Raw genomic sequence first — 19,993 nt, 5'->3', positions numbered from 1 at the left:
GTTTCCTAGGTGTGGCCTCTGAATAGGGGAGACTTGCTGGCAGGACGGGTCTAGCATCTGCTGTTGCACCTTATTGGTCGTTCGTGAGGGTATTACGGGGCGATTCGTTCAGCGAGCGGAGTCGGGCATGTCGTTTGTTCAGGTGCAACCGCCTTTATTAAGTTGGGCCACTGGTGATTTGGTGGAAATCGGCTCGGCGATCAGGGCAGCCAACGCCGCAGCGCAGGGGCCTACGGCGGGGTTGGCGGCGGCTGCCGCCGATGAGGTGTCGACGGGCATCGCCGCGATTTTCGGTGTCTACGCGCGCAGCTACCAGCAGGCCGGTGCTCAGGCGCTGGCTTATCACGAGCAGCTGGTGCGGTCGTTGAGTTCGGCCGGGTCGTGGTATGCGGCTGCCGAGAGCACCAATGCGGCCGTGGCGCAAGAGGTGCTCAACGTGGTCAATGCGCCGACGCAGGCGTGGTTGGGGCGTCCGTTGATTGGCGATGGGGCCAGCGGTGGTCCGGGGCAACCGGGTGGGGCCGGAGGGTTGCTGTTTGGCAACGGCGGCCATGGTGGTGCCGGGGGGCCGGGGCAGGCCGGGGGCGCGGGTGGGAGTGCGGGGTTGTTCGGCAACGGCGGCAACGGTGGTGCCGGTGGGGCGGGGGCGGCCGGGGGGAACGGCGGTACGGGCGGCTGGCTTTACGGCCATGGTGGCGCCGGTGGGGACGGTGGGGCTGCGGTGTCCGGTATCAACGGCGGCATTGCCGGGCCGGGTGGCCATGGCGGCAGCGCCAATTGGTTCGGCAATGGCGGGAGTGGGGGACACGGTGGTGCTGGTCTTAAGGGGGCGGACGGCGTCAATGTCATTCCCGATCCCACCCCGGCGGCACCCGGCGCGGAGGGTTCCGATGTCTTCAGCACGGGGACAGCGCCGATTATTGCCGGCGACGGCGGTCCTGGTGCCGACGGCGGTCCCGGCGGTACCGGCGGCACTGGCGGGGAGGGTGGGCGCGCCGTGAATGACATCTCCCCATCCGGGCCGACCGTGGGCGGTAATGGTGGTGCGGGTGGTCCCGGCGGCAACGGCGGCGTGGGCGGCATGGGCGGAACAGCAGGTTCCTTAACCGGTCCCGCGTCGGCCGGCGCCGGCGGTACGGGTGGAGATGCCACTGCCGCCGGTGGTGCCGGTGGTGCCGGCGGACAAGGTGGGAGGGCTGTCACCGGAAGCTTCCTCGCCTTCGGGGGTGTGGGCGGGGACGGGGGGGACGGCCATGTTGGCGCCGATGGCGGTGCCGGGGGTGGCGGTGGTGCCGGTGGTAACGGTGGTCGCGGTGGTTTGTTGGTCGGCTCTGGTGGCACTGGCGGTGCCGGCGGCATCGGAGGGGCCGGCGGTGACGGTGTCGTTGGTGGCAATGGAGGCGACGGCGGGAAAGGTGGCATAGGCCAAGCGGCCTCAGGGGGCAACTCCAATGGTGGCCGCGGTGGTTTCGGCGGCGACGGCAACACGGGAGGCTCCGGTGGCATGGGCGGCATTGGGGGCCGGGGCGGCGCCGGCGGCGCCGGCGGGCTCCTCATCGGTGACGGCGGGTCAGGCGGCGCAGGGGGGCTTGGTGGCGCCGGCGGGGTAGGTGGCATCGGCGGTGCAGGCGGGACCGGGGGAGACGGCGGGGTCGGCACTTCCTTCGGCGGCAGCGCCTTCAGCGGCAATGGCGGTGATGGCGGCAACGGGGGTAATGGCGGTGCCGGAGGCGCCGGAGGTGGCGGGGAGGCCGGCGGTGCCGGCGGCGCGGGCGGCTTGCTGAGTGGTAAGCCGGGCACCCATGGTGCGGCCGGGCGTGGTGGCGACGGTGGAGCAGGTGGAGGCGGCGGTGCCGGTGGCGTGGGTGGTGCCCCTGGCGGCCCGGACGGGGATCCTGGCCTTGGTGGCAATGCCGGCAGCACCGGTAGCCAGGGTGCCGACGGCGCGGATGGGTAACGGACAGCCGATACTGGCACCGCCCCGACGATTTAGCGCCGACGAGCGCGCGATTACTAGCGCCCGAACCCCGGACGTCGGCGTTTGAGATACCGCTCCTGAGTTTGGACATTTGGCTTAGTACCCAGGTTTGAAGCCGAGGTCGGTGAGGATTTTGCGTTCGGCGTGGGGGATGGCCGTTGGGAAGGTTTGGGTGGCGCCGTTGATGTTGATGGTGGCGCTGCGCAGCGGCCGCAACGCCTTGATGACCTTGGCGATGGATACCCCAGTACGCGACTGGATGACATGCGAGACAGCCAGGGCGGCGAACACGATGGTTAGGTGCGCTTCAATGGCGTCGCGCATGCGGTTGAACATCGGGCGAGCCTCGAGGTCGCTCTTGGACATCCGAAATGACTTCTCCACGTGCCACAGGTCGTGGTATTTCGCGATGACTTCTGCGGCCGGCATCACCGTGACCGGCACATTGGTCACATACCCCTTGAGGCCTACGAGGGATTGTGCACGCGCCAGACTGGGCTCATCGATGGTGCGATCAGTGCCGCGGACCTTCACGAACCGGGCGGTCCTGGCCACCTTGGAGCCCTCGACGATGGCTCGCGCGCGGGCCTCTTGGGCGGCCAGGGTCCTCTGGTCGCGGCGGGCCCGTTTCGCTGAGTAGGCCCAGAGTGCTCGCCAGGCTCCTGGGTGAGCTTGGGGGTTCCAGACCGGTTCGGCGCGTTTGTTGCAGTCGTTGACCTTGTTGTTGCCGTGTCGCGGCGTGACGGTATCGATGATCTGTCCGTCGGTGAAAACATCGCCATTCCAATGGAAATGGGATTCCAGATCCCCGGGCGCCTTGGTCGTGCGGGAGCCGACGATGAAGGAGAGCTCCAGTTCGTCGAGTGCTTTGAGGTTGGCCGCCGACAGCATCCCGGCATCAGCGGCCACCACCATCGGGATGCCTTGGAGTTGGTGGCGTTCGACGAAGCCGCGGATGATCGGCACGATGGTGGTCGTCTCGGCGGTGTTGCCTTCGAAACACCCGATCTCCAACGGCATCCCGGTGCGGTCCACCAGCAGTCCGACGACAATTTGAGGGTCGATGCGGCGGTCTTTTGAGTACCCCACTCGGCGCAGCTCGTCTTCGTGTTCGGCCTGAAAGTGAAGAGTGGTCGTGTCATAGAGCAACAGTGACAGGCCTCCGCAATCACGGGAATGCTCAAAGCATTTCGCGGCGACCACGGCACGGGCGGGGCCGGCGTGCAGGTTGCGGACGTGGCGGTCAATGGTCTTGTACGACACCAGCGTTGCCCCGAGGTCGGCCAACACCCGCAACGCGTCGATCTTGCTCGTCGGCTCCACGATCCGGGCGATTACCAGGTCCCGGAACACCTCGTCGCCGACCTCGTCGAAACCGAGCCAGTCATACACGTGGGCAAGCAGGTCATAAAGCAAGCGCGAACTGGTGCCCAGCGTGCGTCCCGGAGCCACCACCGGTGCTGACTGCCCGGGCTTGGCCGGCACTGCGACCAGGGCGCGCTCCCGGAAATCGGCCACATCGGCCATCGACTGGGCACGTGCAGATACCTCGAAATCGAGAGCGGCCTGGCCTTCGAGAACCATCTGCCGTGCCTGATCCAGCAGAACCCCCAGTTCAGCATCGGTATGCGCCGAACCCAGATGAGCCAGGACCACCACCTTGCCCTGATCCTTGCGTGCCACCTGCACCGCCACCGCACCCGAGGCAGTGCGCACCTTCCGCACATACGCCACCGCACGAACCTACCCGGTTAGTACCCCAAAACACCGATCCGCACGACCAAAACAGCAGGTCACAAAGTTACGCAGCGCGAGAACCGCCGAGGGTGTCCAAACTCAGGACGGACAGCCGATACTGGCACCGCCCCGACGATTTAGCGCCGACGAGCGCGCGATTACTAGCGCCCGAACCCCGGACGTCGGCGTTTGAGATACCGCTCGAACTCCGCGGCCAGCGCGTCACCGTCGATGCTGCCCAGCGCATCGTTGACATCGATGGCCGCGTCGCCGTGTTGTTCCAGCGAGTGGACGTATTCGCTCAGTTCCTCGTCGTCGGCGGCCATCTCGGTGATCTCGCGTTCCCACGCCTCGGCCTGTGCCGGCAAGTCACCCAGGGGCACCTCGATGTCGAGCACGTCCTCGACCCGGCGCAGCAGCGCCACCGTCGCCTTGGGGTTCGGCGGGTGCGACACGTAGTGCGGCACCGCCGCCCAGAACGTCACCGCGGGAATGCCGGCCGCCACGCACGCGTACTGGAACACCCCGGCGATGCCCGTCGGCCCTTCGTATCGGGTCTCCTGAAGACCGAACATCCGCGCCGAGTCGGGGGAGTAGGCCGCTCCGGTGACCGGCACCGGGCGGGTATGCGGGGTGTCGGCCAGGAGCGCTCCGAGGATCACCACCGTATCCACGTTGAGCTTGTCGATGATCGCCAGCAGCTCGTCGCAGAACGTGCGCCAGCGCATGTTCGGTTCGACGCCGTTCATCAGGACCACGTCGCGATCGCTGCCGGGCGGGCGGCAGTGCGAGATCCGCATGGCAGGCCATTCCAGTTCCCGGGTGACCCCGTCGACCTGACGGATGACCGGACGGTTCACCTGGTAGTCGTAGTACGCCTCGTCGTCGATCTCCACGATGGGCAGCGCGTCCCAGGTCGACGTCAGGTGCGCCACCGCATCGCTGGCGGCGTCACCCGCGTCATTCCAACCCTCGAAAGCCGCCACCACGACGGTGTTGTGCAGTTCGGGCAGCAGGTCGCCGCCGTCGAGCACACTTTCCGGCCCAGGGTCCGGCCCAAAATCCGGCAAATTCACAGTTTCAGCCTACGGCGTCGCAGGCCTGACACCGGTAAACGCGCAGGTGATCGCCCACGTTGATCCGCGCGTGTCGCGCGCCCCCGCGGCGCGGCAGATTACCCATGTCCCCGGCGCAAAAACTGCCTTCCACCTGCGAATAGGCTGCTAAACGGTCATCGAATTTCGATAGCACGACTATCCTTAACTTGTGACCGTTCCCAATTTCGGATCCGACAAAGTCGTCGCGATCAACGAAATACGGTCGGCCGCAATTTGGTTAGCACCAATAACTACGACATCGACAAGACCCGTGGACCGGCGCGCCGGGGCAGCGCGATCGTAAGCGGGTCACGTCGAACTGGGCGTCCAGACGTCGGGTACTGACGTAGACTTTTCTGGCCGAGAGGCGTTGCAACGGGGCCGGGTCCCTACCGGTTCCGCCACGCTCGGCAAGAGTCAAGGACGCCTTCCGTTATGGAAGGAACGTACGTGAACGCCGCCATGTCAGACTTCGCGCCGAACATCCGCCCCGACTGCACCGACGAACTAACCGCGGCTTTGCGCCAGCGGATCATGGTGATCGACGGCGCGATGGGCACGGCGATCCAGCGGGACCGGCCGGACGAGGCCGGCTACCGCGGCGACCGGTTCACGGAGTGGCCGACCGCTCTTCAGGGCAACAATGACCTGCTCAACCTGACGCAACCGCAGATCATCGAGGGGATCCACCGCGAGTACCTCGAGGCGGGCGCCGACATCCTGGAGACCAACACCTTCAACGCGAACGCGATCTCGCTCTCCGACTACGAGATGGCGGATTTCAGTTACGAGCTGAACTACACCGGCGCCGCCCTGGCCCGCAAGGCCGCCGACGAGTACAGCACCCCGGAGAAGCCCCGTTATGTCGCCGGCGCGATCGGCCCGACGACGCGAACCGCGTCGATCTCGCCGGACGTCAATGACCCCGGAGCCCGCAACGTCTCCTACGACCAACTGGTCGCCGCCTACCTCGAAGCCGCCAACGGCCTGGTCGACGGGGGTGCCGACATCCTCATCATCGAGACGATCTTCGACTCGCTGAACGCCAAGGCGGCGGTGTTCGCCGTCGAGACGCTGTTCGAGGAGCGCGGACGGCGCTGGCCGGTGATCATCTCGGGCACCATCACCGACGCCTCCGGTCGGACCTTGTCCGGCCAGGTCACCGAGGCGTTCTGGAACTCGATCAGGCATGCAAATCCGATCGCGGTCGGCCTCAACTGCGCCCTGGGCGCGCCCGAGATGAGGCCCTACATCGCCGAGATGTCACGGATCGCGGACACGTTCGTGTCTTGCTACCCGAACGCCGGCCTGCCCAACGCCTTCGGCGAGTACGACGAGTCCCCGGACCGTCAGGCCAGCTACATCGCCGACTTCGCCGACGCCGGCCTGGTCAACCTGGTCGGTGGTTGCTGCGGAACGGCGCCGCCGCACATCGCCGCGATCGCCAAGGTCGTCGAGGGCAAGCCCCCGCGCGAGGTGCCGAAGGTCCCGGTGGCCACCCGGCTCTCGGGTCTCGAGCCGCTGAACATCACCGACGACTCCCTCTTCGTGAACATCGGTGAGCGCACCAACATCACCGGCTCCGCCCGGTTCCGCAACCTGATCAAGGCCGGGGACTACGACACCGCGCTCTCGGTCGCCCTGCAGCAAGTCGAGGTCGGCGCACAGGTCATCGACATCAACATGGACGAGGGCATGATCGACGGCGTCGCCGCCATGGACCGGTTCACCAAGCTGATCGCGGCCGAACCGGACATCAGCCGCGTCCCGGTGATGATCGACTCCTCCAAGTGGGAGGTCATCGAGGCCGGCCTGAAGAACGTGCAGGGCAAGCCGATCGTCAACTCCATCTCGATGAAGGAGGGCGAAGAGAAGTTCATCCGCGAGGCCCGACTGTGCCGCAAGTACGGCGCCGCCGTCGTCGTGATGGCCTTCGACGAACAGGGGCAGGCGGACAACCTGGAGCGGCGCAAGGAGATCTGCGGCCGCGCCTACCGGATCCTGACCGAAGAGGTCGGCTTCCCGCCCGAGGACATCATCTTCGACCCGAACTGCTTCGCACTGGCCACCGGCATCGAAGAGCACGCGACGTACGGCATCGACTTCATCAATGCCTGCTCCTGGATCAAGGAGAACCTGCCCGGGGTGCACATCTCCGGCGGCATCTCCAACGTCTCGTTCTCCTTCCGGGGCAACAACCCCGTTCGCGAGGCGATCCACGCGGTGTTCCTGTTCCACGCCATCAAGGCCGGCCTGGACATGGGCATCGTCAACGCCGGTGCGCTGGTGCCCTACGACTCGATCGACCCGGAGTTGCGGGAGCGGATCGAGGACGTCGTCCTGAACCGCCGCCCGGATGCCGCCGAGCGACTGCTGGAGATCGCCGAACGGTTCAACAGCAAGGAAAAGTCCGAAGACCCTGCGGCGGCCGAGTGGCGCTCCCTCCCGGTGCGCGAGCGGATCACGCACGCACTGGTCAAGGGCATCGACGCCCACGTCGACGAGGACACCGAGGAACTTCGGGCCGAGATCGCCGCCGCCGGTGGTCGCCCGATCGAGGTGATCGAGGGCCCGCTGATGGACGGCATGAACGTCGTCGGCGACCTGTTCGGCTCGGGCAAGATGTTCCTGCCCCAGGTGGTGAAGTCCGCCCGGGTGATGAAGAAGGCTGTGGCCTACCTGCTGCCGTTCATCGAGGCGGAGAAGGCAGAGTCCGGCGCTGCTGCGGGGAAGGACACCAACGGCACCATCATCATGGCGACCGTGAAGGGCGACGTCCACGACATCGGCAAGAACATCGTCGGGGTCGTGCTGCAGTGCAACAACTTTGAAGTGATCGACCTCGGTGTGATGGTGCCCGCCGAGAAGATCCTGGCCGCCGCGGAAGAGCACGACGCCGACATCATCGGGCTGTCCGGCCTGATCACCCCGTCCCTGGACGAGATGGTCAACTTCGCTGTCGAGATGGAACGCCGCGGGCTGGAGATCCCGTTGTTGATCGGTGGCGCCACCACCTCGCGCGCGCACACGGCCGTGAAGGTGGCGCCGCGTCGGAGCGGTCCGGTGGTCTGGGTCAAGGATGCGTCCCGCTCGGTGCCGGTGGCGGCCGCACTCCTCGACGACAAACAGCGTCCGGGTCTGTTGGAGGCGACCGAGAAGGATTACGCGTCGCTGCGCGAACGGCACGCCCAGAAGAACGAGCGGCCGATGCTGACGCTGGAAAAGGCCCGCGCGAACCGGACGCCGATCGACTGGGACAACTACACGCCGCCGGTGCCGGCGATAGGTGTGGGAGTACGGGACTTTCAGGATTACGACCTCGCCGAGTTGCGCGAGTACATCGACTGGCAGCCGTTCTTCAACGCCTGGGAGATGAAGGGCAGGTTCCCCGACATCCTCAACAACCCGGCCACGGGTGAGGCCGCTCGCAAGCTGTACGACGACGCCCAGGAGATGCTCGACACCCTGATCAAGGAGAAGTGGCTGACCGCCAACGCGGTGATCGGGTTCTTCCCGGCCAACGCAGTCGGTGACGACGTCGAGGTGTACACCGACGACACCCGCACCGAGGTGCTGGCGACGCTGCACAACCTGCGCCAGCAGGGCGAGCACCGCGAGGGCATCCCGAACCGGTCGCTGGGCGACTTCATCGCCCCCAAGGACACTGGGCTGGCCGACTACGTCGGCGCGTTCGCCGTCACCGCCGGGCTCGGCAGCCAGGAGAAGATCGCGGAGTTCAAGGCGGCCCTCGACGACTACAGTGCCATCCTGCTGGAATCGATCGCCGACCGGCTGGCCGAGGCGTTCGCCGAGCGGATGCACGAACGGGTCCGCAAGGAGTTCTGGGGCTACCAGCCCGAGGAGCAACTGGACAACGAGGCGCTCATCGGTGAGAAGTACGTCGGAATCCGCCCGGCCCCCGGCTACCCGGCCTGCCCGGAGCACACCGAGAAGGTCACGCTGTGGAAGTTGATGGACGTTAGGGAGCGGACGGGGATCGAGCTGACCGAGTCGATGGCGATGTGGCCCGGTGCCGCCGTCAGCGGCTGGTATTTCTCGCACCCGCAGTCGCAGTACTTCGTGGTCGGCCGGCTGGCCCAGGACCAGGTCGCCGACTACGCGCGGCGCAAGGGCTGGACCCTGCAGGAGGCCGAGCGCTGGCTCAGCTCCAACCTGGGCTACAACCCCGAGGACTGAGCCTTCTTCTCTGCCGCGAGCGACCGTGTTTGTACGCCGACACGCCGTCGAAGGCGTACATCTGCGCGCCCTCGCGGACGAGCTTCCCGGAAACCAAAGTGACTTCGCTGGAGGGCACGTGAAACAATCGCTGGCCGTGAAGACCTTCGAGGATCTGTTCGCCGAACTCGGCGAGCGTGCCCGCACCCGGCCCGCTGGCAGCGGCACCGTCGCCGCGCTCGACGCCGGGGTACACACGCTGGGTAAGAAGATCCTGGAAGAAGCCGGTGAGGTGTGGCTGGCGGCTGAGCACGAACCCAACGAAGCCCTGGCCGAGGAGATCAGCCAACTGCTCTACTGGACGCAGGTCCTGATGATTTCCCGTGGCCTGACCCTCGAAGACGTGTATCGGAAACTGTGAATATGCTGCGAATTGCGGTGCCCAACAAGGGGGCGCTGAGCGAGCCGGCCACCGAGATCCTGTCCGAAGCCGGCTACCGCCGACGCACCGATCCCAAAGATCTGACCGTCATCGATCCCGCCAACAACGTCGAATTCTTCTTCCTGCGGCCCAAGGACATCGCCATCTATGTCGGTTCCGGCGATCTTGACTTCGGTATCACCGGACGCGATCTGGCGCTGGATTCCGACGCGCCGGTGCAGGAATGTCTGGCGCTGGGCTTCGGCTCGTCGAAGTTCCGGTACGCGGCGCCGGCGGGACGCGACTGGACCGTGGCCGACCTCGCCGGTAAGCGGATCGCCACGGCATACCCGAATTTGGTTCGGAAAGACTTGGCCGCCAAGGGTATTGATGCGACGGTCATCAGGCTTGACGGGGCGGTCGAGATCTCGGTGCAACTCGGGGTTGCCGACGCCATCGCCGACGTGGTGGGGTCGGGCCGCACGCTGAGCCTGCACAATTTGGTAGCTTTCGGTGAGCCACTGTGTGATTCGGAGGCAGTGCTCATCGAGCGGGCCCACGCCGATAGCCAAACCAGCCGTGCACGTGAGCAATTGGTCGCTCGGGTGCAGGGCGTGGTGTTCGGCCAGCAGTATCTGATGCTTGACTACGACTGCCCGCGCACCGCGTTGGACCGGGCCACGGCGATCACCCCGGGACTGGAGTCCCCGACCATCGCCCCACTGGCCGACCCGGACTGGGTCGCTGTTCGGGCCCTGGTGCCTCGCCGCGACATCAACAGCCTCATGGACGAACTCGCCGTCATCGGCGCCAAGGCGATCCTGGCTTCCGACATAAGGTTCTGCCGCTTCTGAACGACTTCTGAGCAGGTGATTCGGACGTCACTGTGTTAGCGTCCCTAATCATCCTGTTCGGTGCCAGGAGGCCCCTGTGACGCACGTACTCGTTCTGCTCCTTGCCCTCCTACTCGGTGTGGTCGCCGGGTTGCGTTCATTGACGGCCCCCACAGTCGTCGCCTGGGCGGCGTATCTCGGCTGGATCGGTTTGCACGGAACGTGGGCAGCATGGGCCGCGAGCCTGGTGGCGGCGGTGATCTTCAGCGTCCTTGCCGTCGGCGAATTAATTAATGACAAGCTTCCCAAGACGCCGCCGCGTACCGCGACACCGGTCTTCGCGGTCCGACTCATCATGGGCGGGTTGGCCGGTGCGATCTTAGGCACCGCCTGGCATTACAAGTGGAGTTCGCTGGGCGCCGGTGTCATCGGCGCGGTGCTGGGCACCTTGGGTGGGTACCAGGCGCGAAAGGCGTTGGTAGCTAAGAACGGTGGCAATGACCTGCCGATCGCACTGCTGGAGGATTCGGTGGCGGTGCTCGGCGGTTTCGGTATCGTCGCCGCGGCGGCCGCCATGGTTCCCGACGCCCTGTGACGCAGCATTTCGACGCGATCGTCGTCGGCGCCGGCCAAGCCGGGCCACCACTTGCGGGTCGCCTGACGGCGGCCGGGCAGCGGGTCGCCGTCATCGAGCGCAAACACGTCGGCGGCACGTGCGTGAACACCGGATGCATCCCCACCAAGACGCTGGTGGCCAGCGCGCATGCCGCCCACTTGGCCCGCCGCGGCGCGGAATACGGCGTGGGGACCGGCGAGATCAGCGTGGACATGGCGAAGGTCAAGGCCCGCAAGGACGGCATTATGCTCAAGGACCGCGCCGGGGTCGAGGGCTGGCTGGAAGGCATGGACGGCTGCACCCTTTATCGCGGACATGCGCGCTTCGAAGACCCCCACACCCTGCGCGTCAACGACGAAATCCTGCACGCCGAGCGGATTTTCCTCAATGTCGGCGGGCGTGCCGTCATTCCGGACATTCCGGGTCTCGACGATGTCGAATACCTGACCAACGTGTCGATTCTCGAACTCGACACGGTGCCTCAGCACCTCGTCATCATCGGCGGCAGCTACATCGGGCTGGAATTCGCCCAGATGTATCGCCGTTTCGGGGCCGCCGTGACCGTCGTGCAGCGTGGCCCGCGACTGGCGTCGCGCGAGGACGAAGACACCTCGGCCACCATCAAGGAGATCCTGCAGGGCGAGGGGATCGACGTAGTCACGAATGCCGACGATATACGAATCACCAAACAAGGCAGCAGTTTTGAGCTTACTCCGAGCGCCGGCGCGAATCCGGTCCGCGGCAGCCATCTACTGTTGGCGGTAGGTCGCCGACCCAACACCGACGACCTGAATCTGGCGGCGGCCGGTGTGCAGACCGATGACCAGGGCCACATCCTGGTAGACGATCAGCTCAAGACCAGCGTCGACCACATCTGGGCCATGGGCGACTGCAACGGCCGGGGCGCCTTCACCCACACCTCGTACAACGACTTCGAAATAGTGGCCGCCAACCTGCTCGATGACGATCCGCGCCGGGTCAGCGACCGCATTCCTACCCACGCGCTCTATATCGACCCGCCGCTGGGGCGCGCCGGGTTGACCGTCGACGAGGTGCGCAAGTCGGGCCGCAGGGCGCTGGTGGGCAAGCGGCCGATGACCCGGGTCGGCAGGGCGGTGGAAAAGGGTGAGACGCAAGGATTTATGAAGGTCGTGGTCGACGCCGACTCCCACCAGATCCTGGGCGCGGCCGTCTTCGGCGTGGGCGGTGACGAGGCCATTCACTGCATCCTGGATGTGATGTCCGCCAAGGCGCCCTACACCACCCTGTCCCGCACGATGCACATTCACCCCACGGTCAGCGAGCTCATTCCGACTGTGCTGCAGGAGCTTTCGCCGCTCGACTAGTTCGTCGAGCGGGAGGCCTACGCACCCACATCTTGAACTCGCGGGCCATATGCCCCACTTTCGGCGACCCCACGGACGGCGACCGCGAACGGTCACCTGCGCTGCACCAGCAGCGGCTGCGCGGACGTACCGATGAACCCGTCCCTGTCGAAGACCTGTCCCGTGGTCACGCCGACCCCGTCTGGCCCTACCGACGCGCGAGCCCGCAACGCGAAATCGGAACCCGTCGGCAGGCGGTGCAGGTGCACGACGGTGTCGGTGTTCATGAAGAAAAACTCTCTGGGATCCAAAACGGCGCCGACACCATTGGCGCAGTCGACCACGGCGGCAAGCCGCTGCAGTGCCGTCGTCGGATCGGTGTCGACGATGTGGGCCAGGGGGCTGAACCACGAAACCGCGGCTGCCCCGTCGGCCTGTTGCGGGCGCCAGTGCAGTGCGTCGAAATAACCCCCGATGCCCAGAAACGTTGCGGGCAACGGCTGCGCCGGTCCTTCGGCCAGTGGGGGATAGCGGTCGCTGGCCGCGTCGGTGGTGTCGCTAATCGCGATGAGCCAGGCCGTCACCCGCGCCACCACGCGGTCGGCCGACATTTCGCCGACCATCATGCAGACGCGCGAACCCGGACGCTCCACCCAGGCCCGCACGCGTACCGGACGCACCGGAATGGCCCCGAGGATATCTAGCCCGAGTCGCCCCACGCGCAGACCGGAATCCGCCGAGAGCTCCTCGATGAGCTTGGTCAGCAGCGCCAATGGCGGTGAGCCGTACTGGATTTCGGGGTCCCAATTGCTTCGGGTGTAGTCGGTGGAATCGAATATCTGGTAATCACCATCGGTGCCGAGGCGCCGGTAGTAGCAACCTTTCACGCCGGGCACGAAGCCGTTTCGGCGGGTTGGAGTTCCGGCCAACCTGGGTACGGCGGGGGTGTCCCCCCGAAGGCCGGGCAGTGCTGTTGGTGCGAGCACCAATCACACAGCCGCGACGGGCTGGGGCGGAAATCGCCTGTCGCACCGGCTGATTGGATCGCGCGCCAGATCGCCATCAACGTCTTCTCGAAACGCAGCAACTCGTCACGATCCGGCGAGTAGTCCAGCACCTGGCCGTCGGCCAGATAGATAAGCCGCAACCGAGCGGGCAGCACACCGCGCGAACGGAACAGCGCCACCGCGTAGAACTTCATCTGGAACATCGCCTTGAACTCGGCGAGGGCCCGCGCCGCGGGTGGGGCCTTGCCGGTCTTGTAGTCGACCACGCGAAGTTCGCCGGTGGCCGCGACGTCGATGCGGTCGATATAGCCGCGCAGGAGCGTGCCGTCGGCCAGTTCGACCTCGACCCGCTGTTCGCAGCTCTGCGGGTCGAACCGCGTCGGGTCTTCCAGGCGGTAATAACCGGAGAGCAACGCGCGCGCGTCGTCGAGTAGCTGAGCGCGTTGCTCGGGGTCGAAGTCGGCCGCCCGCTCAGGTTCGGCAGCGATCACCTGCTCCCAGGCCGACGCCACCAGTGACCGCGCGGTGTCCGGGCCGCGCTGCACGGCGGGCAGGCCGTAGAGCTGCTCGAGGGCGGCGTGCACCAACGAACCCCGGAGCTGCGCCGCCGACGGCGCCTCAGGCAACCGGTCGATGGCCCGGAACCGGTACAGCAGTGGGCATTGCTTGAAGTCCGCCGCCCGCGACGGCGACAGCGCCGGCCGGTGCACACGATCAGCCGGCTCAGGCGCCACCAGCTGTTCGGTCATATTCGCAGCCTAGGTCGGCACACCGACAACCCCGAGCACAAATTGCGGCGAGTCTGCTGGCACGCTAGACGACGTGTCAGCAACCGGCCCGTTCACCGTGGGAGAGCGCGTCCAACTCACCGACGCCAAGGGCCGCCACTACACGATGGCACTCGCGCCTGGCGCGGAGTTCCACACCCATCGCGGCTCGATCGCCCACGACGCGATCATCGGGCAGGACGAAGGCAGCGTCGTCAAATCCAGCAACGGCGCCCTGTTCCTGGTGCTGCGGCCGCTGCTGGTCGACTACATCATGTCGATGCCGCGCGGGCCGCAGGTGATATATCCCAAGGACGCGGCGCAAATCGTGCATGAGGGAGATATCTTTCCCGGGGCCCGGGTCCTGGAAGCGGGCGCCGGATCGGGTGCGTTGACGTGCTGGCTGCTGCGGGCCGTCGGCCCGCAGGGCACCGTGATCTCCTACGAACAGCGAGCCGACCACGCCGAACACGCCAGCCGCAACGTCGCCAACTTCCACGGCGCACAGGGCCGGGTCCCGGACAACTGGCAGTTGATCATCGGCGACGTCGCCGGCTCCGAATTGCCCGACGGCTGCATCGACCGCGCGGTGCTCGACATGCTGGCTCCGTGGGACGTCCTGGACTCGGTCGCCCGACTGGTGATCGCCGGCGGTGTGCTGGTGGTCTACGTTGCCACCGTCACGCAACTGTCCAAGGTCGTGGAGGCGATGCGGGCGCAGCAGTGCTGGACAGAACCGCGCTCATGGGAAACGCTCCAGCGCGGCTGGAACGTGGTCGGGCTGGCGGTCCGGCCGCAACATTCCATGCGCGGGCACACCGCGTTCTTGGTGACGGCACGACGGTTGGCGCCCGGCGCCGTTGCCCCGGCGCCACTAGGTCGCAAGCGCCCGGGAAGGGACGGATAGCTTGAACTCCACCGAGGGCACGCCTTTCGGGCGCTATCGGTTGTTGGAGTTGTTGGGTCGCGGCGGGATGGGGGAGGTCTGGCGCGCGTTCGACACCGAGACCAATCGGGTGGTGGCGGTCAAGGTGCTGCCGGCGCAGCTTGCGGTGGATCCGATGTTTGGGGAGCGGTTCCGCCGTGAGGCTAACGCGGCGGCGGGGTTGAACAATCCGCATGTCATTCCGATTCACCATTTCGGGGAGATCGACGGGCGTCTGTATGTGGATATGCGGTTGGTCGAGGGTCGGGATCTGCAGGAAGTTCTGCGGCAGGGTCCGTTAGAGTCGGCGCGAGCCGTCGCCATCGTCGAGCAGGTAGCTTCGGCGCTGCATGCCGCGCACCGGATCGGGTTGGTACACCGCGACGTCAAACCCTCCAACGTGCTGCTGGACGATGAGGACTTCGCGTACCTCATCGACTTCGGTATCGCACGCAGTACCGATGAAACGGGCCTGACTGGCACGGGCAACATCATCGGCACCTGGGCGTACTTGGCCCCAGAACGCATCTCGGCTGGACAGTTGGACCCTCGTTCCGATGTCTACGCCTTGGCGTGCGTGCTTCATGAATGCCTGACCGGCCAACAGCCGTATCCAGCCAGCAGTCTCGAGCAGCAGATATCGGCCCATTTGACCAGTCCGCCGCCGCGACCCTCGCAGCTGCGGGCGGGGGTTCCCGCGCAGTTGGATGCCGTCATCGCAGCGGGCATGGCCAAGGATCCCGATCAGCGCTATGCCACGACCAAAGAGTTGGCCCGCGCGGCCCGCGAGGCCATCGCTGTACCGACTGCGCCGGGTCCCGTTGCTCGGCCGGAACCCGCCCTTCAGCCTCCGCCACGCAGAGCACCAGCGTCCCCGCCGACCGCCACAGCACCGGCCCCAAGGCCCCCCGCGCCGTACCAAACGCGGGCCCGGCCCCGCCCCGTTCCACCGGCCCCCCAAATCCACACCGTCCCCGTCTCACGCGCGCCGGTGCTTGATAAGCCACCGGAAGCAGAGCCACCAGGCGACAACCCGCCGTGGTGGCGGCGCAAGGTCGTCATCATCCTTGCGGTCATGATCGTCGCCGTAGCCATCACTGTCGGAATTTGGAGCACGGTCGGGAGCACCGGCAGCACAGGCAACAGTCAGGGTCAAGTCGCGCTGCCAATCAAGTGCGCTAACGACTTGGGTCGGGGCCTGGCGGTCGATACCGCCGGAGCGGTGTACATCGCCTGCTCCGACAATAGCGGTGTATTCAAGTTGTCAGCCGGAACCAACGGTCCAGTGAAATTGCCTTTCCCCGGCGGCGACTTTCGGGGAGTGGCAGTCGATACGAAGGGCGCCGTCTATGCAATCTGCGACAGTCGTGTGTATAGGCTTCCGGCCGGAGCCAGGACTGCAATCGAACTGCCCTTCGGCGGTCTCGACAACCCGTGGGGTTTGGCGGTCGATACCGCCGGTGCAGTCTATGTTGCTGAGTCCGGCAAGAATCGAGTGCTCAAGCTGGTATCAGGCACCCCAGTCGAATTGCCCTTTTGGGACCTCAACAAGCCGGTCTCCGTGGCGGTCGACACCGCCGGTGCCGTCTACGTCACCGATCTAGATGCTCGGTTGTTCCAGCTTCCGCGCGGTGCCTCAACCGCAGTTGACGTGACTCCCGCTCCCAGCGCCATTTCGATGGCGGTCGATACCGGCGACCGCATCTACTTCATCTCTGGGGGGGTTAATCAGCGGGTGTTTAAGTTGTCAGCCAACTCTTCTGTCCCACTCGAACTGCCGTTCGACGGTCTCTACAACCCCAGCAATATAGCGGTCGACAACGCCGGCGCCGTCTACGTCACCGATGACAGCCATCGGGTGCTCAAGCTCACTGTGGGCTAACGGGACTAGTCATCGTCGCTGCGCAGCAAACTCCGCCGCGCCGACAGCAACTCGAACTCCGGATGTGCGGCCACCAGACGCTCGGCCGCGTCGAGCACCTCCACCACGTGCCCACGATCGCCGGCCACCACCGATACGCCGATGCCCGCCCGGCGGTACAGCTCGTTCGAACCCGTCTCCGCGGCGGAGACGCTGAACTTGCGCCGCAACTCCGCGACCACCGGACGGATCACCGAGCGCTTCTGCTTGAGCGAACGCACGTCCCCGAGCAGCACGTCGAACTCGAGCCAGCCGATCCACATCCTGGGTTCAGCCCGGCGGTGTCTGCGACGGCGAAGGGGCGGGAGCAGGACTGGACTCTGAGCTGGACGCAGGGGGCACCGGGCTGACAGGCGTCGGCGATGGGCTGGCCGACGCCGTCGAAGTCCCCGATTTCTGCAGCGCCAGCAGCGTCTCCGCGGTTCGCTTGGACAGCTGCCAGCCGCCTTGGACGCGCGTGAACTCCATCGGGAAAGTGAACTCGCGACGCTCCGGGTTCGCGGTCGTGACGACGACCGTCGCTAGCACGTCGGACGGATTCTTGTCCGACCACACGATGTCTTTGGCCACGAAAGTCATGGGTAGATAGCCGCCGTCGCGCGCGGCAGTGGTGAACCTGTCCAGAGCGGCGGCGGTTTCTTGATTGGAGCCTTCGACCAGACCCAACTTGTCGACGCCCGGCACTGCCGGATCGGCGAGCCGCGACAGCACGTCGGTCAACACCTCGGGGGCGGGCAGGGCAGTGGCGGGCGGCGCGGCGGGCACACTCGTGGGCGCCGGCGCGTTTGAGGGGGCAGTGGACGAGGAATTCTTTGCCTCGTCAGGTGAACATCCCGTAAGCACCAGTGCCAGCATCGCTGCGGCGTTGGCGAAAGTTACGCAGATGTTTCGGTGCATCCAGCGGGAGGTTTCGGCTATGGACAATCAACGTATGCGGGACACGTCACATTCACCGCCCCGGGGACCGACGCAACGACCCATACCAAGCCCGTGGCTTGGGATTTCGCAGTCACAGCGGTCCTTTCGCTCGGCCCGAGTAGAAGCTGAGAATACCAGCGAGACCAAGATTGTTACTTTTCAACGGCATTTGACTACACACATGGATCGCCAATCGCCGGTAGCTTGGATGTATCCGCCACGCCATTTCTGGTGCGGGAAAGGAGTGCAACATGGGTGACTCAGAGCGTTCCGAAGCGTACAAGGTCCCTCGCGATAACTCCCTGTCCAGCGGCGATGCTGCCGAATTAGAACAGTTGCGACGCGAGGCAGCGGTGCTTCGCGAGCAACTCGAGAACGCGCTCAGTCATCAGAGCCCGACACGCTCAGCGCGCGATGTGCACCAACTAGAAGCTCGGATCGACTCGTTGGCGGCCCGAAATTCGAAGTTAATGGAAACTCTTAAAGAAGCGCGTCAGCAGCTGCTCGCGCTTCGCGAAGAGGTCGACCGATTGGGCCAGCCGCCCAGCGGTTACGGGGTCCTGCTGGGCACCCATGACGACGACACAGTCGATGTGTTCACCTCCGGCCGCAAGATGCGACTGACGTGCTCGCCGAACATCGACACCAAGACTCTTCGTAAGGGGCAGACGGTCCGGCTCAACGAGGCGCTGACGGTCGTCGAGGCGGGCTCGTTCGAATCGGTCGGTGAGATCTCGACCCTGCGCGAGGTGCTCGCCGACGGTCATCGGGCCTTGGTGGTCGGTCACGCCGACGAGGAACGCATCGTGTGGCTGGCCGATCCGTTGGTGGCCGAGGATCTGCCAGACGGACACCCAGATGCGCTCAACGACGACACCAGGCCGCGGAAACTGCGGCCTGGCGATTCTCTGCTGGTCGACACCAAAGCCGGGTACGCCTTCGAGCGAATCCCCAAGGCCGAGGTCGAGGATCTGGTCCTCGAAGAGGTGCCGGACGTCAGCTACGAGGACATCGGCGGTCTGAGCCGCCAGATCGAGCAGATCCGCGACGCGGTCGAGCTGCCCTTCCTGCACAAGGAGCTCTACCGCGAGTACTCGCTGCGGCCGCCCAAAGGCGTGTTGCTCTACGGTCCGCCCGGCTGTGGCAAGACGCTGATCGCCAAGGCGGTGGCCAACTCGTTGGCCAAGAAGATGGCCGAAGTCCGTGGCGACGACTCCCGCGAGGCCAAGTCCTACTTCCTCAACATCAAGGGCCCCGAGCTGCTGAACAAGTTCGTCGGTGAGACCGAACGTCACATCCGGCTGATCTTCCAGCGGGCCCGGGAGAAGGCCTCCGAAGGTACTCCGGTGATCGTGTTCTTCGACGAGATGGACTCGATCTTCCGCACCCGCGGCACCGGCGTCTCCTCGGACGTCGAGACCACCGTGGTCCCGCAGCTGCTCAGTGAGATCGACGGCGTCGAGGGCCTCGAGAACGTCATCGTCATCGGCGCGTCAAACCGCGAGGACATGATCGACCCGGCCATCCTGCGGCCTGGCCGTCTGGACGTGAAGATCAAGATCGAGCGGCCCGACGCCGAAGCGGCCCAGGACATTTACTCGAAGTACCTGACCGAGAACCTGCCGGTGCACGCCGACGACCTCGCCGAGTTCGACGGCGACCGGGCGGCCTGCATCAGGGCGATGATCGAAAAGGTCGTCGAGCGGATGTACGCCGAGATCGACGACAACCGGTTCCTGGAAGTCACCTACGCCAACGGTGACAAGGAAGTCATGTACTTCAAGGACTTCAACTCCGGGGCCATGATTCAGAATGTCGTCGACCGCGCCAAGAAGAACGCCATCAAGTCGGTGTTGGAGACGGGCCAGCCCGGTCTGCGGATTCAGCACCTGCTGGATTCGATCGTCGACGAGTTCGCCGAGAACGAGGACTTGCCCAACACCACCAACCCCGATGACTGGGCGCGGATTTCGGGCAAGAAGGGCGAACGGATCGTCTACATCCGCACGCTGGTCACCGGTAAGTCTTCGAGCGCGTCGCGGGCCATCGACACCGAGTCCAACCTGGGTCAGTACCTGTAAACACTTGTCGCTCGCCGCGACTAGCGTCTGACCGATGCGGCTTCGTTGCGGTCCGAATGATGCCGATGAACATCGGGCTGCCCGCAATGTGAAGGCATGGGACGGTCGCTCGCCGGTCCAGCAGGCCGAGGCGCTGTTCGCGGCGGCCGTCGCCAAGGCCGCGCAAAGCCCTTATGCGACACCGCAGTTGG

The 19,993-nt window shown here is 65.8% G+C and carries 15 protein-coding genes; 9 read left to right on the top strand and 6 right to left on the bottom strand.

Features of this window, described 5'->3' with window-relative positions:
- Positions 1-127: 127 nt before the first annotated feature.
- Positions 128-1,957 (top strand): PE family protein, encoded by a 1,830-nt coding sequence (locus G6N68_RS15425; protein WP_163713811.1) that lies wholly within the window; start codon positions 128-130, stop codon positions 1,955-1,957.
- A 117-nt stretch (positions 1,958-2,074) separates the two neighbouring features.
- Here G6N68_RS15425 and G6N68_RS15420 read toward each other — a convergent pair whose 3' ends face one another.
- Together G6N68_RS15420 and G6N68_RS15415 are read right to left on the bottom strand one after the other, a co-directional pair.
- The gene (locus tag G6N68_RS15420; RefSeq protein WP_163713809.1) at positions 2,075-3,712 is read right to left on the bottom strand and encodes an IS1634 family transposase; all 1,638 of its coding nucleotides are present in this window, start codon (positions 3,710-3,712) and stop codon (positions 2,075-2,077) included.
- Between the two features lie 164 nt (positions 3,713-3,876).
- Positions 3,877-4,749, bottom strand: a complete 873-nt coding sequence (locus tag G6N68_RS15415; protein ID WP_205351484.1) for a PAC2 family protein — start codon at positions 4,747-4,749, stop codon at positions 3,877-3,879.
- Positions 4,750-5,274: 525 nt separating this feature from the next.
- Here G6N68_RS15415 and metH point away from each other — a divergent pair.
- From metH to G6N68_RS15390, 5 genes are all read left to right on the top strand, one after another.
- Positions 5,275-9,009 (top strand): methionine synthase, encoded by a 3,735-nt coding sequence (gene metH, locus G6N68_RS15410; protein WP_371871698.1) that lies wholly within the window; start codon positions 5,275-5,277, stop codon positions 9,007-9,009.
- Between the two features lie 118 nt (positions 9,010-9,127).
- Complete coding sequence (locus tag G6N68_RS15405; RefSeq protein ID WP_163713801.1) at positions 9,128-9,409, top strand: phosphoribosyl-ATP diphosphatase; 282 nt, start codon at positions 9,128-9,130, stop codon at positions 9,407-9,409.
- Between the two features lie 2 nt (positions 9,410-9,411).
- On the top strand, positions 9,412-10,263 hold the full coding sequence (gene hisG, locus G6N68_RS15400) for an ATP phosphoribosyltransferase (protein WP_163713798.1): 852 nt from the start codon (positions 9,412-9,414) through the stop codon (positions 10,261-10,263).
- Between the two features lie 76 nt (positions 10,264-10,339).
- Positions 10,340-10,837, top strand: a complete 498-nt coding sequence (locus G6N68_RS15395; RefSeq protein ID WP_163713795.1) for a glycine zipper 2TM domain-containing protein — start codon at positions 10,340-10,342, stop codon at positions 10,835-10,837.
- Positions 10,834-12,204, top strand: a complete 1,371-nt coding sequence (locus G6N68_RS15390) for an FAD-containing oxidoreductase (RefSeq protein WP_163713792.1) — start codon at positions 10,834-10,836, stop codon at positions 12,202-12,204. The genes G6N68_RS15395 and G6N68_RS15390 overlap by 4 nt, the downstream gene beginning before the upstream one ends.
- Positions 12,205-12,296: 92 nt before the next feature.
- Here the strand turns inward: G6N68_RS15390 and G6N68_RS15385 are convergent, their stop codons facing one another.
- Positions 12,297-13,070: a thioesterase family protein gene (locus G6N68_RS15385; RefSeq protein WP_163718650.1), complete on the bottom strand. Its 774-nt coding sequence runs from the start codon at positions 13,068-13,070 to the stop codon at positions 12,297-12,299.
- Positions 13,067-13,939 carry a RecB family exonuclease gene (locus G6N68_RS15380; protein WP_163713789.1) on the bottom strand — a complete coding sequence of 291 codons (873 nt, stop codon included), beginning with the start codon at positions 13,937-13,939 and terminating at the stop codon, positions 13,067-13,069. The genes G6N68_RS15385 and G6N68_RS15380 overlap by 4 nt, the downstream gene beginning before the upstream one ends.
- A 73-nt stretch (positions 13,940-14,012) precedes the next feature.
- Here G6N68_RS15380 and trmI point away from each other — a divergent pair, with 73 nt between their 5' ends.
- Positions 14,013-14,864, top strand: a complete 852-nt coding sequence (trmI, locus tag G6N68_RS15375; protein ID WP_163713786.1) for a tRNA (adenine(58)-N(1))-methyltransferase TrmI — start codon at positions 14,013-14,015, stop codon at positions 14,862-14,864.
- A 1-nt stretch (position 14,865) separates the two neighbouring features.
- Positions 14,866-16,764: a serine/threonine-protein kinase gene (locus tag G6N68_RS15370; RefSeq protein WP_240355489.1), complete on the top strand. Its 1,899-nt coding sequence runs from the start codon at positions 14,866-14,868 to the stop codon at positions 16,762-16,764.
- Positions 16,765-16,769: 5 nt separating this feature from the next.
- Here the strand turns inward: G6N68_RS15370 and G6N68_RS15365 are convergent, their stop codons facing one another.
- Positions 16,770-17,066, bottom strand: a complete 297-nt coding sequence (locus tag G6N68_RS15365) for a DUF503 domain-containing protein (protein WP_163713783.1) — start codon at positions 17,064-17,066, stop codon at positions 16,770-16,772.
- A gap of 7 nt (positions 17,067-17,073) precedes the next feature.
- Positions 17,074-17,700 (bottom strand): lipoprotein LppK, encoded by a 627-nt coding sequence (lppK, locus tag G6N68_RS15360; RefSeq protein WP_163713779.1) that lies wholly within the window; start codon positions 17,698-17,700, stop codon positions 17,074-17,076.
- A 272-nt stretch (positions 17,701-17,972) separates the two neighbouring features.
- Between lppK and arc the strand changes: the two genes are divergently transcribed.
- Positions 17,973-19,802, top strand: coding sequence for a proteasome ATPase (gene arc / locus G6N68_RS15355; RefSeq protein WP_163713776.1), 1,830 nt, complete (start codon positions 17,973-17,975; stop codon positions 19,800-19,802).
- Positions 19,803-19,993 lie beyond the last annotated feature (191 nt).

This window comes from Mycobacterium bourgelatii, from assembly GCF_010723575.1.
GTDB lineage: Bacteria > Actinomycetota > Actinomycetes > Mycobacteriales > Mycobacteriaceae > Mycobacterium > Mycobacterium bourgelatii.
This window is presented reverse-complemented; position numbering and strand designations above follow the sequence as displayed.

Bases quoted from the DNA above. Each gene is read 5' to 3' on its own strand.
- lppK (WP_163713779.1), bottom strand. From the start codon at position 17,700: ATGCACCGAAACATCTGCGTAACTTTCGCCAACGCCGCAGCGATGCTG.
- G6N68_RS15425 (WP_163713811.1), top strand. From the start codon at position 128: ATGTCGTTTGTTCAGGTGCAACCGCCTTTATTAAGTTGGGCCACTGGT.
- arc (WP_163713776.1), top strand. From the start codon at position 17,973: ATGGGTGACTCAGAGCGTTCCGAAGCGTACAAGGTCCCTCGCGATAAC.
- G6N68_RS15380 (WP_163713789.1), bottom strand. From the start codon at position 13,939: ATGACCGAACAGCTGGTGGCGCCTGAGCCGGCTGATCGTGTGCACCGG.
- metH (WP_371871698.1), top strand. From the start codon at position 5,275: ATGTCAGACTTCGCGCCGAACATCCGCCCCGACTGCACCGACGAACTA.
- hisG (WP_163713798.1), top strand. From the start codon at position 9,412: ATGCTGCGAATTGCGGTGCCCAACAAGGGGGCGCTGAGCGAGCCGGCC.
- G6N68_RS15365 (WP_163713783.1), bottom strand. From the start codon at position 17,066: ATGTGGATCGGCTGGCTCGAGTTCGACGTGCTGCTCGGGGACGTGCGT.